The 14,001-nt window shown below is 39.1% G+C and carries 16 protein-coding genes; 9 read left to right on the top strand and 7 right to left on the bottom strand.

Going from position 1 to position 14,001, the window contains the following annotated elements; genetic code table 11:
- The first annotated feature begins 48 nt into the window (after nt 1–48).
- The 5 genes from HUW48_RS07860 to HUW48_RS07840 all read left to right on the top strand — a co-directional run bounded on the left by HUW48_RS07860 (nt 49) and on the right by HUW48_RS07840 (nt 3,831).
- Nucleotides 49–1,128 carry an aminotransferase class V-fold PLP-dependent enzyme gene (locus HUW48_RS07860; RefSeq protein WP_182415155.1) on the top strand — a complete coding sequence of 360 codons (1,080 nt, stop codon included), beginning with the start codon at nt 49–51 and terminating at the stop codon, nt 1,126–1,128.
- A gap of 46 nt (nt 1,129–1,174) precedes the next feature.
- A complete protein-coding gene (locus tag HUW48_RS07855) occupies nt 1,175–1,750 on the top strand; it encodes a MarC family protein (RefSeq protein WP_182415154.1) in 576 nt (191 codons plus the stop codon).
- Between the two features lie 27 nt (nt 1,751–1,777).
- Nucleotides 1,778–2,290 (top strand): hypothetical protein, encoded by a 513-nt coding sequence (locus tag HUW48_RS07850; RefSeq protein ID WP_182415153.1) that lies wholly within the window; start codon nt 1,778–1,780, stop codon nt 2,288–2,290.
- 357 nt (nt 2,291–2,647) lie between these two features.
- Nucleotides 2,648–3,112 (top strand): ribonuclease HI, encoded by a 465-nt coding sequence (rnhA, locus tag HUW48_RS07845; protein WP_182415152.1) that lies wholly within the window; start codon nt 2,648–2,650, stop codon nt 3,110–3,112.
- A gap of 2 nt (nt 3,113–3,114) precedes the next feature.
- Nucleotides 3,115–3,831, top strand: coding sequence for a tRNA1(Val) (adenine(37)-N6)-methyltransferase (locus HUW48_RS07840; RefSeq protein WP_182415151.1), 717 nt, complete (start codon nt 3,115–3,117; stop codon nt 3,829–3,831).
- Here HUW48_RS07840 and HUW48_RS07835 read toward each other — a convergent pair.
- The 7 genes from HUW48_RS07835 to HUW48_RS07805 form a co-directional block, all read right to left on the bottom strand.
- Nucleotides 3,828–5,165, bottom strand: a complete 1,338-nt coding sequence (locus HUW48_RS07835; RefSeq protein ID WP_182415150.1) for a saccharopine dehydrogenase C-terminal domain-containing protein — start codon at nt 5,163–5,165, stop codon at nt 3,828–3,830. The two genes, HUW48_RS07840 and HUW48_RS07835, sit on opposite strands and share 4 nt — an antisense overlap.
- Before the next feature lie 13 nt (nt 5,166–5,178).
- The gene (locus HUW48_RS07830) at nt 5,179–5,574 is read right to left on the bottom strand and encodes a VOC family protein (RefSeq protein ID WP_182415149.1); all 396 of its coding nucleotides are present in this window, start codon (nt 5,572–5,574) and stop codon (nt 5,179–5,181) included.
- Between the two features lie 110 nt (nt 5,575–5,684).
- The gene (locus HUW48_RS07825; protein ID WP_182415148.1) at nt 5,685–6,434 is read right to left on the bottom strand and encodes an SDR family NAD(P)-dependent oxidoreductase; all 750 of its coding nucleotides are present in this window, start codon (nt 6,432–6,434) and stop codon (nt 5,685–5,687) included.
- A gap of 108 nt (nt 6,435–6,542) precedes the next feature.
- Entirely contained in the window at nt 6,543–7,289 is a 747-nt protein-coding gene (gene porT / locus HUW48_RS07820) for a type IX secretion/gliding motility protein PorT/SprT (RefSeq protein ID WP_182415147.1), read from the bottom strand.
- Nucleotides 7,238–7,960 (bottom strand): bifunctional demethylmenaquinone methyltransferase/2-methoxy-6-polyprenyl-1,4-benzoquinol methylase UbiE, encoded by a 723-nt coding sequence (ubiE, locus tag HUW48_RS07815; RefSeq protein ID WP_182415146.1) that lies wholly within the window; start codon nt 7,958–7,960, stop codon nt 7,238–7,240. Before ubiE ends, porT begins: the two co-directional genes overlap by 52 nt.
- 313 nt (nt 7,961–8,273) lie before the next feature.
- Nucleotides 8,274–8,735, bottom strand: coding sequence for a hypothetical protein (locus HUW48_RS07810; RefSeq protein ID WP_182415145.1), 462 nt, complete (start codon nt 8,733–8,735; stop codon nt 8,274–8,276).
- Between the two features lie 97 nt (nt 8,736–8,832).
- A complete protein-coding gene (locus tag HUW48_RS07805; RefSeq protein ID WP_182415144.1) occupies nt 8,833–10,425 on the bottom strand; it encodes a PD40 domain-containing protein in 1,593 nt (530 codons plus the stop codon).
- Between the two features lie 482 nt (nt 10,426–10,907).
- Here HUW48_RS07805 and yihA point away from each other — a divergent pair, with 482 nt between their 5' ends.
- The 4 genes from yihA (at nt 10,908) to HUW48_RS07785 (ending at nt 13,900) form a co-directional block, all read left to right on the top strand.
- Complete coding sequence (gene yihA, locus HUW48_RS07800; protein WP_182415143.1) at nt 10,908–11,513, top strand: ribosome biogenesis GTP-binding protein YihA/YsxC; 606 nt, start codon at nt 10,908–10,910, stop codon at nt 11,511–11,513.
- 66 nt (nt 11,514–11,579) lie between these two features.
- The gene (locus HUW48_RS07795) at nt 11,580–11,987 is read left to right on the top strand and encodes an energy transducer TonB (RefSeq protein ID WP_182415142.1); all 408 of its coding nucleotides are present in this window, start codon (nt 11,580–11,582) and stop codon (nt 11,985–11,987) included.
- Between the two features lie 14 nt (nt 11,988–12,001).
- Nucleotides 12,002–12,487, top strand: a complete 486-nt coding sequence (locus tag HUW48_RS07790; RefSeq protein ID WP_182415141.1) for a DUF5606 family protein — start codon at nt 12,002–12,004, stop codon at nt 12,485–12,487.
- A gap of 141 nt (nt 12,488–12,628) precedes the next feature.
- Entirely contained in the window at nt 12,629–13,900 is a 1,272-nt protein-coding gene (locus HUW48_RS07785; protein WP_182415140.1) for an aspartate kinase, read from the top strand.
- The last annotated feature ends 101 nt before the right edge of the window (nt 13,901–14,001 follow it).

Raw genomic sequence — 14,001 nt, 5'->3', positions numbered from 1 at the left:
ACCGTTGGTAGATCTGCCTTACGCTTCATTTTTCATTAAAAAATCATTATGTCCCTACCTTCTTTAAACTTTTATCCGGGCCCTTCTAAGGTTTACGATCAAGTAAAAGATTATTTAGCCCTGGCCTTCGAGGAAGGTATCCTCGGTATACAGCACCGGAGCGAAAAATTTGTGGAGATTTCGAAAAACACCGTCGCTCTGCTGAAAAAAAAGCTCAATATTCCGCAGGATTACTATGTTTTTTTTACCTCATCGGCCACCGAATGCTGGGAAATTATTACTCAAAGTTTAGTAAAACAGCTTAGCTTTCATGTTTACAATGGGGCCTTTGGGCAAAAATGGCTGGAATATGCCCGTAAATTACAACCAAATTCCACTGGCATTGCTTTTGACCTAAATGCCGAAATAAACGTGAACGAATTAAATATTCCGGCCCAAACAGATGTAATTTGCATTACGCAAAACGAAACGTCTAATGGTACGCAAATAAAAGAAAATAACATTCTGAATTTGCTAAATCGTTTTCCGGATCCGCTTATTGCCGTGGATGCTACTTCTTCTATGGCCGGCATTAATTTAAAATACATTAAAGCCGATATTTGGTACGCTTCGGTGCAAAAATGTTTTGGTTTACCCGCCGGAATGGGAATTATGGTGTGTTCGCCGCGTACTATTATTCGGGCCAAACAGTTAAACGAACGGAGGCATTACAATAGCCTCGTGCCTATGTACGAGAAAATGTTAAACTTTCAGACCACCCATACGCCTAATGTTTTAAATATTTATTTACTAAATAAAGTACTGGAGCAACGCCCCTTAATAAAAGTAATTGATAAAGATTTAGTGCAGCGGGCGCAACAACTTTACGATTTTTTTCAGGAACAAGTAACCAGCAATTTAACTTTGCTGGTCGAAAATCCGGATGTGCGGTCGCATACGGTTTTAGCTATAAAAGCTGATCCTAAACTAGTGGAGGAAGTAAAAAGAAATGCAACCCGCCACAACCTAACATTAGGAAATGGTTACGGTGCCTGGGCTAAAAATAGCTTCCGGGTTGCTAATTTTCCGGCCATTAACGATGAGGAATATGAAATCTTAAAAGAATTTTTTCTGAAATATTACGCTTAAATTTGCGGCTTTATGAAAAAACACGCGCCACCGTCTATTTTGCCTCATGTTTAACTTTAAAGAAATTTTATCAGTTACTTTAATATTATTTGCCATTATTGATATACTGGGTTCCATTCCTATTATTATAGAATTAAGAAAACGCGAAGGAGTAATTCAATCAGAAAAAGCCACCTTAGTAGCAGGCGTACTCATGATTGTTTTCCTGTTTCTGGGACAAGAGATTTTAAAATTATTCGGGCTCGATTTTGAGTCGTTTGCCTTAGCAGGTGCCATAATTTTGTTTTTAATCGGTATGGAAATGGTGTTGGGTATTCACCTTTTTCAATCTAATCCTAATTCTAAGACCGGTTCTATTGTTCCTTTGGCTTTTCCGTTAATTGTAGGGGCCGGTACGCTTACTACTCTCCTATCTCTTCGGGCAGCGTATTCTCTGTCCAATATTTTAGTGGGTATAGTTATTAATTTAGTTTTTGTGTACATCGTACTTAAGTCGTCGAGTTGGATTGAGCGAAAACTTGGTGACAGCGGTTCGGATATTCTCCGGAAAGTATTCGGCGTTATATTACTTGCTATTGCCATAAAATTATTCAAAAGCAATATTCATTTTGGAGTAGGTTAGAAGGTTGAAAGGTTTTTCTGTTTCATAATGGACAAGGTTATTGTAAGAAGGCAAATTTCAATAGCGATTTTATTTTGGTTAACCTTCCCAATTAATGCTTTCGCGCAGAATGAATTTACTTCCAGAAAAGGATCAAAATTTTTCCCGGGCCATTATGATATTGTAATTACCGTTAACAATAGTGAATTAAAATACGAATTGTTCAATCATTGGTATTCGTGGTCGTATGCCAAGTATCGGCAAATGACTATTCCATTGAATAGCTTAGCTCGCTTTAATCAGCAAAATGATTCTGTAAAATTCCATCTGCTTAAGAACAAAGTTATACTGGTTGATAAAAAATACCGGTTAAACAGAAAAATCAAACACAAAAACTTATGTGCTTCGGCGGAAACAATGCGAAAAATAGATTTTGCTTACCAGCTTTCAAGGGCAAATAATATAGGGCATTTAGCCCTTTATGAACGAGAAGACTTAAAATTATCGCAAGTAGAATTTGAGCAAAAAGTAGGGCAAAATTTAAAAGAAAGGTTAAAGTAAAAAGATACATGTATCAGGACATTAGACCTTTTTTAGTTAACTAGCTGAAATCAATTATTTATTACAACATCCAGTATAATAAATAAAGATACAGAATTTAAAAAGTTTGACAGTGAGGACAATGCTAATGCGCGGTGCCGCTGTTTGTGTCTTCACAAACAGCTATAAGTGTGATTTTACGATAGGCCCGATAAAAAATAAAATTATTACACTGCACGCCTTGCTTTATAATGCCTTTTAATTTAACCCTTGCTTTACCAGAACCTAGTACATATAACAATTTAAACTAATAAACTTAATTTAAAGACGTAGGGCTTTGGTCTGTGGACTATCGACCATGGTCTATGGACTAAAAACATGATTCAAATATTTACGGATGGGGCTTCGCGGGGAAATCCGGGACCGGGAGGTTACGGTACTATATTAAAATACAAGCAATTTGTAAAAGAGCTTACGGCCGGGTACCGGCGCACCACCAATAACCGGATGGAATTGCTTGCGGTAATCGTGGGATTAGAAGCTTTAAAAAACGAAAATATACCTGTTACTATATACTCCGATTCCAAATACGTGGTAGATGCCGTGGAAAAGAAATGGGTATTTGGCTGGCAAAAAAAAGGATTCGCCGGTAAAGCTAACGCCGATTTATGGACCCGTTTTCTGCCGCTTTACCGAAAATTTACTATTTCTTTTGTTTGGATTAAAGGTCACGCTGGTCACCCAGAAAATGAACGTTGCGACGAAATGGCTGTGGAAAGTGCTTTAAGCCCTAATTTATTAATTGATTACGGTTACGAAGCAGCCGAGAAATTGACGAAGTAAAAGTGGCTAATTCTTATTTTCAGTTTAAGCAGTTTCGGGTGGAGCAAGACCGCTGTGCCATGAAAGTTTGTACCGATTCTTGTTTATTCGGAGCTTACGTGGACGTAGAAACCGCTAATTCAATTTTAGACATAGGCACGGGCACGGGTTTATTAGCCTTAATGGTGGCGCAACGTTCCTCAGCTAAAATTACCGCAGTAGAATTAGATTTTGCGGCCGCCGAACAAGCCACCGAAAACTTTAAGGCAAGTCCTTGGGCTGATCGGCTAACTTTATACAAAGGCAGCTTGCAAGATTTTGAACGGATAAATAAAGAAAGTTACGATATAATTTTAAGTAACCCACCCTTTTACCAGGCCTCGCAAAAGTCGCCGGACAGTGGCCGCAACCGGGCTATGCATAGCACCGATTTACCTTTTCCGGATTTACTACGGTTTTGTCAGAAGTTTTTAAAAGCAACCGGTTCCTTGTATCTTTTATTACCGCCGTACGAAGCGCAATTAATCAAAAACGCCGCTCCTACTTATCAACTTTTTCTTCGGCAAGAACTTCCGGTTTTTACCAGTGAAACCGGTAAACAAATCCGGAGTATTCTCCACTTTCAACCTCAACCCATTGTATCTCCGGAAGCATCTTCTCCTATTTACATCCGGACAAAAAATAATCAGTATACCGAGGCTTTTCAGCAACTGCTACAACCCTATTATTTACATATTTAAAGCACTTCTTCCTGCTCAGTGAAGTTAATACCCAATTTTTCGAGGCCCTTTAATATTGGTTCGTAAATTTCCGGGTGGGTGGGTATCTGTACTCCGGTAAGAGTTATTTTATTTTGTAATAATAAGCTAGCTGCCAATCCTAAAGGTAAACCTACGGTCTTCGCCATAGCCGTATAGGTAGCGTTTTCTCCTACTACCACTAATGCCGATCTTAACCGCCGTTGTTTGTTCGCCAGCATAAACTCAAACTCGTGCTGCATCACCACTAAATCTTTATCTTCGGCTTGCAGAGGCAATTTTTGAATCAAGCGTTGTTCTAGTACTCGCGCCGGCGTAGCATTTACTAAACCTATAGGTTCTTCTTCCAGCAAACCTAAATACTGAATCGCCTGGATCTCGGCACTATTCTCGGGTAAATCTAAGTAATCGGCTAGCCGATTTAGTAAAGGTACGTTTTGGTAAGAAGCCGGTAAGTAACTCTCCAGCCATTGGAAAAAGGTGCTATTACCAGAAAGAGGGAGAGAATAACTGTCGTCGGTAAGTCCTAGGTTAATTAATTGCCGCCACGCCCCACAAAACCCTGGCCAGCGCAAAGTACCCCGGATAAGCGTAGAAATAGATTCTAGGCCATAAGCCTCCTGGTAGGAAAGTGAATCTCGGTTGGCGTAACCTTCCATTAAACCTAATCCTGCTACTTCTATTTTTTCTGTACGCCGGAATAATTGTGAATACGGAATGTATTTAGGTGAATTATCTTGCAGAAAACGAGCTGTGCTCTGCCCTGCCAACACTACGTTACGCGGATTCCAAGAAATTTTGTAATGCCAGGGGTTTGTATCAGATTCGGGCGCTACTAAACCACCCGTATAGGATTTAAAACTGTATAATTCGCCCCCTTGCTGCCGGATTTTAGCTATCGCGGCCACTGCCGACATGTGATCAATACCTGGATCCAGACCCGTTTCCATTAAAAAAAGTAAATTTTTCTGTTGGGCGGCTTCGTGCAAAGCTTTTAACTCGGGCGTAACGTAAGAAGCAGTTAAAAAATGTTTGCCTAACTCCAAACATGTTTGCGCAATAATTAAATGAAAAGCAGCCGGTAAAAGAGAAATAACTAAATCAGCAAGTTGTACCTGGTTGTTTAAATGCTCCTGATTATGAATATTAATATTTAGTAGGGATACAAAAGTGAACGGATTTAACCGGCTTTGTAAAGGTTGGGTTTGCAAATCGGCAATAGTTATTTGCCAATTTTGAACGGGTGCTTGCTCAATTAAATACTCAATTAAGTAAACCGAAGAACGACCGGCACCTAGTATTAAAATTTGCTTCATTTTTAATAAAGCTTTACGGTTTTTCCCACATACCAGTAATTACTATTTCCAGGCAATGCTGGTCCGGATCCCGGAAATAAAAGGATAAATAACCGTTGCCCCAGTTGTGCTCGTGTTCTATAGAAATTTGCTGCTCATTAATTTTTTCTTTCCATTTAAGATATTCTTCGGGGCTGGTCTCAAAAGCTATATGCAAATGCCCCGAACCAAAATGAGGAGGAACTTCAGTGGATTGACGGGAAACTTCAGCAATGAAAAGAAGCAGCACCGAGCTACCCACCCGTAAAAATAAATGCCGGCCCGGTACTTCACTTATAATGGGCAAGCCTAATTTATTATGGTAAAAAGCTTTGCTTTGCTCTAAATCCGTTACGTAAAGGCAGGTTTCTTTAATTTTTATGAATTCCATCTTATAACTGCACCTTTTACTTTATTGGCACCTGCTACCTTTAATTATGGGCTTGCATTCTGAAAATTAATTTCAGCTAATAGAACGTGGCTCCCGTATATTTGGAGGTCTTATAAAACTTTCTTAACCGTAGTGGCGCTGGCTTGGGCGGTAGGTAAAATAAGAATTTCCGCCAGATTTACATGCGCCGGACGAGTAACCATAAATACAATTAAGTCGGCAATATCTTCGGCCAGTAAAGGTTGAAAGCCTTGGTATACGGTTTCGGCGCGCTCTTTATCGCCTTTAAACCGTACTTCCGAAAACTCGGTTTGTACCAAGCCCGGATTTACCTCCGATACTTTTATACCCGCTTTATTTAAATCCAGGCGCATGCCCTGGGTGAGCGCATCTACGGCAAATTTAGAAGCACAATAAACGTTTCCGTTAGCATACACCTCTTTACCGGCTACCGAACCAATATTTATTATGTGTCCGGCTTGTCTCTTTAACATAAAAGGAATAATCTCTTTCGATACGTAAAGTAAACCTTTTACATTAATATCAATCATCATTTCCCAATCCAGCTCATCGCCATCCTGAATAGGAGCTAAACCGTGGGCATTGCCGGCATTGTTCAGGAGTACATCAATTTGTTGCCATTCCGTGGGTAAACTAGCTATTGCGGCTTTTACCGCCTGCTTATCGCGCACATCAAAAACCAACGGTAAAATTGCCTGGTCAATATCTTTCTGTAAGGCTTCTAATCTTTCGGCACGCCGGCCAGTGGCTATAATCCGGTAGCCTACTTTTGCCAACGCTACAGCAGTAGCCCAACCTATACCCGAGGTTGCGCCGGTTATAAAAGCAATTTTATTCATAGTGTTTAGTCCATAGTCGATAGACGACAGTCCACCGTTATTTTGTATGATTTTTTTCTTTATGTTAGATTAAACTACCCGCCCTTTCATTTTAGACTGAACTATACTTTAATTTTCGAAAAACAAATACAAAGTAACCGTATTAGTAGTAACCCGATCTAAGCTTCTTGCTCCCAAATTATTGCCGGGTGACCGTAAATTAGTAAGTCCATTGGAGAAACGAAGTTCCGGAGCGAATTTAAAGAAAGGATAAAACAAATCTACTCCTACCCCATATTCAATAGCAAAATCATTCGCGTTTATTTCTAGCTGAGTAGCGGCATCACCTTTCTTTTTATTGCCCACGTTTATCGAAGATTTCACTCCGCCTACCACGTACATGCGCACGTTTTTGCGCCGTTCCGATTTTAATTTTACTAATAATGGAAATTCCGCCGCCGTAATTCCAAATTCCTGGGTGCTTTCTTCGCCTTCGCCATTTTTAAAATTCAAGCGGCGCGAATAAAATCCTACGCCCGGCAAAAAGCGCAAATCTACGTAGTGGGTAATTTTCTTGTTTAAAACAAAGCCAATATTAAAGCCCGGCGTGCCTTTTGAAAAAAGCGTACTACCATCGGGTTTGTAAACGCTATCTACAAAATACTGCGAATGCTCCAACTTAAATTTGGCTAGGTTGGCGCTCAGGTGAAAACCATAATGCATGGATTTGGCATCGTGATTCGATAAATTAATTTTTTCGATTTTCTTTTGCGCCTGTACCGGTTGGTAAATAACAGTAAAAAAAAGAAAAAGGAAACCTGCTGTTATTTGGTACCCGCGTAAATGGAACTGATGCCAAAGGTAAGAGAATGCCATGCTGTTGCTTTAAATCCAACTTGTTTTAAAATATTAATAAAATCCGGGCCATCTGGGAAAGCTTGTACCGACTCCGGCAAATACGTATAAGCCGCCCGGTCTTTCGAAATCATCTTACCAAATACCGGCAGAATATGCTTAAAATAAAAATTATAACCTTGCTTAAACGGAAAAGCTCTGGGCTTAGAAAATTCCAGAATTACTATTTGTCCGCCTGGTTTTAAAACCCGGTGCATTTCCGCCAGACCTTTTTCCAGGTTTTCGAAATTACGCACTCCAAAAGCGGCCATTACCACATCAAACGTATTAGCCTCAAACTCCAAATTCTCCGAATCGCCGGTTTTTAATTCAATTAAGTGGCTGATTTGCTTTTTCTGCAATTTTTGACGGCCAACTTCCAGCATTCCCTCGGAAATATCTACCCCAATAATTTTCTTGGGTTTGATTCGTAATGCTTCAATGGCAAAATCGCCGGTACCGGTTGCTATATCCAGAATAAACTCCGGTTTTGATTTTGCTACTAAATCAATGGCCTTTTTCCGCCAGTAAATATCTACTCCGGCACTTAAAAAATGATTCAAAAAATCGTATTTGCCCGCAATGCTGTTAAACATTTGCGCCACCTGCGATTTTTTATTGTCTGCGGTATCTTTATAAGGAACTACGGCCATATTTTATTATTAAATCCTGGATCAAAAGTACGATTGATTACTAGTATTACGTAGCTTCGGTACAAAAAAATAGGCTAAACCGGAGTTTAGCCTATTAAACGCTCGAACTGTATTTTAAGTACAATTCTTTTTATAATATTAAATTAATCGGAGCTCTACTTTATGCCCTTAAATTAAAGTTAATGCTTCTGGTTTTTACTTAAGTAAAGGTGTAAAATTAATTGGATCCTTTAATAAAAAATATTTTAACTGTAATCTTGGTTGGCTATGCGACTGCATTGCTGCCGTATAGGGGTGATTAGGGCACGTTATTTTATTTAAAAGCATTTATTAAAGTTATAATTAAAGCCATTTTCAAGCTAATTCTAATACTTCCATATAGGAAGTCATGAAAGTTTTCCTTTAATTCTACAAATCTTTTCCTTCTTCTTTCCTTCCTTAAAAATCTTGGATTTGCTATAAACATTGGAATTTGAAGTATGCAGATTATAAGTTTTGGATTGAATAGAGATTCAGTCAGAAAGAAAAGAAGTGCATAAAATATTATCACCCCTTCATAACCTATCGTTGTTAATATTTCTGTTAATAGTGCGGTAAGCTGAAGTGGAGTAAAAATATATAACCCAATAATAAAAGCGCTGGGTATAATAATGCAGATAATGAAATAAAACTTAAAAAATTTAAATATTCTGGAATTAATAGGTTCATTAATATTTATCAGGTCTAAGCTTTCTTTAGTCCTGAAGTCAAGTAAGTTTAATATTCCTATTAACATTTTCTTTTTTAATGCGCCCTAATAAGAAGGAATAAAACACATTACACAAACAAGTCTTGTGTCTAATATATTGATAATTATTGGTTTAAACTTTTTTTTAATTTCTTTTAGCTGTTTCTTTGGGCAGTTTGGCTAAGGAAAAACCTTTTTCCAGAATTACGTTTTCGTTTGTAGTTGCCGGCACGTTGCATTCCTGAGTAGGGAATACCTGACCGTTTTTAGAAAAAGTTACCTTATATGTACGGCCCGATTGCACTGGTAATTCAAAAGAACGAGTGCCGGGAGTTATAATTACCGAATAAGTAAGTAATTTATTATGTAAGGGTTTGCTACTGAAAACAACTTCTATTTCAGAATCAGCGCTCCCTTCTAATTGATCAGAAACCAAGCCCCGTATTAAAACACTTTTACTTAAATCTATCGACCAGATATCTTTTTCGCCGTAGCCTCCCATCCGGTACGAAGATAAATAAGCGGTAAGGCCATCGGCACTTAACCGGAAGTACGTGTCGTCGTCGGGTGAATTTACCGGGTAGCCCATGTTCTCGGGTTCTGACCAGGTTTGGCTTGCCTCATTAAAATGCGTTACAAATACATCGCTACCCCCCATGGTAGCATGTCCCCGGGAAGTAAAATATAGGGTTTTACCATCGGCAGTTAGAAAAGGACTGTCTTCGTCAAAAGAAGTATTAATGTTTTTACCTAAATTTTTGGGTTTACCCCAATCTCCTTTAATTGTTTTTTGGGCAACGTACAAATCTTTATCACCCGTTTTAGAAAAATGGTTGGTGGCAAAATACATCGTAGAACCATCTGCCGTTATAAAGGCATCACTTTCGTAGCTGCTGGTATTTACGTGGCCCGGTACTTTTTGCGGAACACCCCAATCCTGGTGATCTTTCATGGAATAGTAAAAATCGCCGTTTTCGGTTTGGCGGTATAAAAGTAACTTAGTTTCGTTATCGTAAAGCTGAATAGAAGCATCGTGGCCTTTGCTGTTCAGGTGCAGGCTTAATGAACGGGGCGCCGACCAATCATCTGCATCCAGGCGAATAGCTTCCACAATTTCTTCGTTATATTCCCCATCGGTTGCTACCGGGTTATTAGTTACATGACTGCTGCGGGTAGTATAAATAAGGGTTTTACTATCTCTTGATATAACCGGGCTATGATCCGAAAAAGGAGTGTTAATGGTTGGCCCTAAATTACGCACAAAAAGGTCTTTCGGCTGACGAACCATTTTATCCGCGAATCGACTTTGGGCAATTAACATAGCCAATTCTTGCCGAGCATTTGCTTTTTTAGCTAAAGTATTGGCGTATTGTTCGTAATGCTGAATTGCATCCTCAAAACGATAGTTAACGTGGTCAACCCGGCCTAGCCAGTATTCAATGTCCGGCGAAATGTGGGCGTTTAACCGCTGGGCTTTATACAAATAATCGCTGGCCCGGTCTTTATCGTAAGCTAAAAAACTCACGCCTGCTTTAAATAAAGCTTCGGCATTATCTGTATTTTCGTTTAGTGCTTGCTCGTAATACGGGATGGCTGCCCGGTAATTTCCTAAAGCAAAATACTTATCACCCGTTTTCATCAGGCTACGCAAGTTTTGTGCCTGGCTGGCAAGAGAAAATAAGAGGGCAATGGTAAGGAGCACTAAAATTCTGGCAGATTTCCCGAAAAGATAATTCATGAAGTAGCAGTTAAAAGAATAGGCAATAACTTAAAAAGAATAAAATAAATTTAGCTCCAGCGCCATTAGCCGGTAATTGTTAAATAATATTATTTTAGAGTTTTTAGTAAATCTTAAAACAGAAACCAGCAAGTATTTCAGTTCTATACACCAGCTTTAACCTAACTTATTAAAATTTGCACAAAAACAATATTAACCTAACCTAATAGCATTTTAAATGCAAATATAAGAGCATTTTTTAAAGATCTTGCATCTCTTACTGCATCCAACAATACTAACCTCGAAAACTGTTCCTTAATTCAGTATTTTATTTTAGGCATTTGTACTTAGCAGATAAAAGGCAGAAACAGCATATTGTATATAGGATTGAGGAAGCCAGGCATTCTTTATACTTTACTTATATTTGTTGCGTAAAACATAACCCGACTAACCGCTGTGTGCTGTTTAGGTTAAAAGTTTGGTTGAGCCGTAAAAGAAAAGTAATGATTATAAAAGAAGCTAAATTTATTTGCAGCAACACCGAAGTAGCCAAATGCCCCGAAACAAATTTGCCGGAATACGCATTTATTGGCCGTTCTAACGTAGGAAAATCTTCGTTGATTAATATGCTCACCGAACGTAGTAAATTAGCTAAAACATCTTCTTTACCGGGCAAAACGCAATTAATCAATCATTTTTTAATTAATGAAAACTGGTACCTGGTCGATTTACCGGGTTACGGCTGGGCCCGGGTAAGTCAAACGTCCCGGGAAAAATGGTCAAAAATGGTAAAGGCTTACCTGCGTAACCGGAAGAACCTGGCTTGTGTGTTTTTGCTGATTGACTCCCGCCTGGAACCCCAAAAATCAGATTTAGACTTTATTCAATTACTTGGCGAAATGGGCGTACCCTTTGTGCTCGTATTTACGAAGTCAGATAAACAATCCATCCAAAAAACGCAGGCAAACATTGCAGGTTTCAAAAGAGCCTTACTGCAAACCTGGGAGGAGTTACCGCCCCTATATGTTACTTCTTCGGCAGAGAAAAATGGTCGTGAGGAGCTATTACAATTCATTGAGCAAACCAACGTTGAACTGGGGAAAAATTAAAATTATTTGGCACTAATCTTGACCCCGGCTGCGTTCTACTTTCATCTTTATAATCAAATAAAAAGTATGCAGTTAAAATTTTCGATTTTGTTTTTAAGTTTTGCTTTCTTTGCAGCCGCTAATTCAGCCATGGCTCAAACTACTGCTCCAACACAAGATGCGCCAAAAACGAATAAGGTTGGAGTGGAGAAGGTATTGCCTTTCGCCGAATTTTACGAAGGTGGGCAGACAGCTATGTACGATTTTATCGCGCAAGAATTGCAATACCCTCCGCTAGCGAAACGGAACCGCATTATGGGTCAGGTTATTATAGGCTTCACGATGAACGAAGATGGTACAGTAGCAAATGCCAAAATTCTTAAAAACATTGGGGGTGGCTGCGGCGATGAAGCATTACGCGTAGTTAAATTATTAAAATTTAATGCGCCTGGTTTTGCTTCTAACTACAGCATTCCGATTAATTTTAAACTTTAATTAAAACTCAATTTATGCCTGTTAATTTAAAAGACATAGCTTCTATAGCTGGTATGAGCGGCTTATACCGGATAGTGAGCCCTACCCGCAACGGGGTTATTATCGAAACGTTAGACGATAAAGCCAACCGACAAGTAGCGCAATCAAAGCATCGGATTTCTTTACTGCACGAGATTTCTATTTATACCGAAGATGCCGAAGTTACCGTACCTCTTGCCGAAGTATTTGAACGGATTCGCCAGAAGTTTGGTGATGAGATAACAGTTAACAGCAAGTCGAGCAACGCGGAGTTATTTTCTTTTATTCAGGAAATTATTCCGGATTACGACCGCTCGCGGGTGTATGTATCGGACATTAAAAAAATAGTAAATTGGTATGGTATTGTAAGCAAATACGTACCTTTTACCGAAGCAGAACCAACCCCTGAAACTGAAAATGCCATGAGTGCCGAACCAGCACTTAGCGAAACCGACGAAGAACCAAGCAATAAAGAATCTTAAATTAAAAATCCTCTTTTCAGAGGATTTTTTTTTGCTAAAAGTTTACCTTTCCGGCTCAATTCTCCGGATAACAAGCGGATCCTCGGAATTAGTAAATCAAAAAATAAAATTTATTGTTCCTGGCCTACTTAAAACAAATAAATGAAAGTATTTAAATTTGGTGGTGCTTCGGTGAAAGATGCGGCGGCTGTACGCAACGTTGGGACCATTCTTAAAAGCCAACCTCCGGATAATAATTTTATTTTGGTAGTGGTATCGGCCATGGGTAAAACTACTAATGGCCTGGAGCAGGTGTTTGAACAAGCCTTCCAGCAACTAGATTTTACCTCCGCATTAAATAACCTGAAACAATACCATTACCAGATACTACAAGATTTATTTACGGCGCAACATCCGGTATATCAACAAGTAGAAAATTTATTTCAGCAACTAGAGACTTATTTACTTACCGTTACTGCTTCTGATTTTTACGATAAGCAATACGATCAGGTAGTAAGTTACGGGGAACTCTTGGCATCGGTAATTTTAAACGAATACCTGGAACACGTAGAAGTACCCAGCACCTGGCTGGATTGCCGACCTATTATCCGTACTGATTCTATCTGGCGTGAGGCTAAAGTAGACTGGAACCTGACCCAAAATAACGTTGAAAACCATGTAAAACCACTTTTGCAGGAAAAGCACGTAGTAACACAAGGATTTTTGGGAGGCACTTTCGATGGATTAACAACTACTTTAGGGCGAGAAGGCTCGGATTATACCGCTGCTATTTTTGCGCATTGTCTCTCGGCTCAATCGGTAACCATCTGGAAAGACGTGGCGGGTTTACTAAATGCCGATCCGAAGTTATTTCCGGATACAGTTTTGTACCAGGAAATTTCTTTTCAGGAAACGGTAGAAATGGCGTATTACGGCGCCAGTGTTATTCACCCGAAAACTATTAAACCATTAGCCACCAGCCGCATCCCTTTATACGTAAAATCCTTTCTGCAACCAGAAGCCCCCGGCACCATTATCCATGATTGCCGGCACGATAAAATAGCGCCGGCCTTTATCTTGAAACAACAGCAATGTTTAATTTCTTTTCAGGAGAAAGATTTTGCTTTTATAAACGAAAGCAACCTGAGCACCATTTTTGCCGCTTTAGCTAATTATCGGTTCAGGATCAACTTAATGCAAAATTCTGCCATCTCATTCTCTGTTTGTACAGATTACGACGCGAACCGGCTCCACCTGTTTATTCAATCTTTACAAGACCACTTTACTATTCATTACAATACCGGTTTAACTTTATTTACCATTAAAAATTACGACGAGCCAAGCATAACTCGTTTAACAAAAGAGAAAGAAATTTTACTGGAACAGCGTACCCGCACAACGTATCAGTTTGTTAGTAAAACCGGCATCAGCTAAGTAATAACAAGTGCAACAGGTAAGTAGTTGTTCGTTATTAGTTTAGTAAATTTTAATGCTCAACAACTTACTATTAATAATCTCAACTAATTTGGTTAAAG

The sequence above is a fragment of the Adhaeribacter radiodurans genome (genome assembly GCF_014075995.1).
GTDB lineage: Bacteria > Bacteroidota > Bacteroidia > Cytophagales > Hymenobacteraceae > Adhaeribacter > Adhaeribacter radiodurans.
Note: the sequence above shows the minus strand (reverse complement) of the source record. Positions and strands in the feature narration are given on the sequence as shown.

Coding starts and splice junctions, on each gene's coding strand:
- HUW48_RS07810 (WP_182415145.1), bottom strand. CDS start 8,735: ATGTTAATAGGAATATTAAACTTACTTGACTTCAGGACTAAAGAAAGC.
- HUW48_RS07860 (WP_182415155.1), top strand. CDS start 49: ATGTCCCTACCTTCTTTAAACTTTTATCCGGGCCCTTCTAAGGTTTAC.
- ubiE (WP_182415146.1), bottom strand. CDS start 7,960: ATGGCCGTAGTTCCTTATAAAGATACCGCAGACAATAAAAAATCGCAG.
- HUW48_RS07825 (WP_182415148.1), bottom strand. CDS start 6,434: ATGAATAAAATTGCTTTTATAACCGGCGCAACCTCGGGTATAGGTTGG.
- HUW48_RS07850 (WP_182415153.1), top strand. CDS start 1,778: ATGGACAAGGTTATTGTAAGAAGGCAAATTTCAATAGCGATTTTATTT.
- HUW48_RS07785 (WP_182415140.1), top strand. CDS start 12,629: ATGAAAGTATTTAAATTTGGTGGTGCTTCGGTGAAAGATGCGGCGGCT.
- HUW48_RS07795 (WP_182415142.1), top strand. CDS start 11,580: ATGCAGTTAAAATTTTCGATTTTGTTTTTAAGTTTTGCTTTCTTTGCA.
- HUW48_RS07855 (WP_182415154.1), top strand. CDS start 1,175: ATGTTTAACTTTAAAGAAATTTTATCAGTTACTTTAATATTATTTGCC.
- yihA (WP_182415143.1), top strand. CDS start 10,908: ATGATTATAAAAGAAGCTAAATTTATTTGCAGCAACACCGAAGTAGCC.
- HUW48_RS07805 (WP_182415144.1), bottom strand. CDS start 10,425: ATGAATTATCTTTTCGGGAAATCTGCCAGAATTTTAGTGCTCCTTACC.
- porT (WP_182415147.1), bottom strand. CDS start 7,289: ATGGCATTCTCTTACCTTTGGCATCAGTTCCATTTACGCGGGTACCAA.
- HUW48_RS07830 (WP_182415149.1), bottom strand. CDS start 5,574: ATGGAATTCATAAAAATTAAAGAAACCTGCCTTTACGTAACGGATTTA.
- HUW48_RS07835 (WP_182415150.1), bottom strand. CDS start 5,165: ATGAAGCAAATTTTAATACTAGGTGCCGGTCGTTCTTCGGTTTACTTA.
- HUW48_RS07790 (WP_182415141.1), top strand. CDS start 12,002: ATGCCTGTTAATTTAAAAGACATAGCTTCTATAGCTGGTATGAGCGGC.
- rnhA (WP_182415152.1), top strand. CDS start 2,648: ATGATTCAAATATTTACGGATGGGGCTTCGCGGGGAAATCCGGGACCG.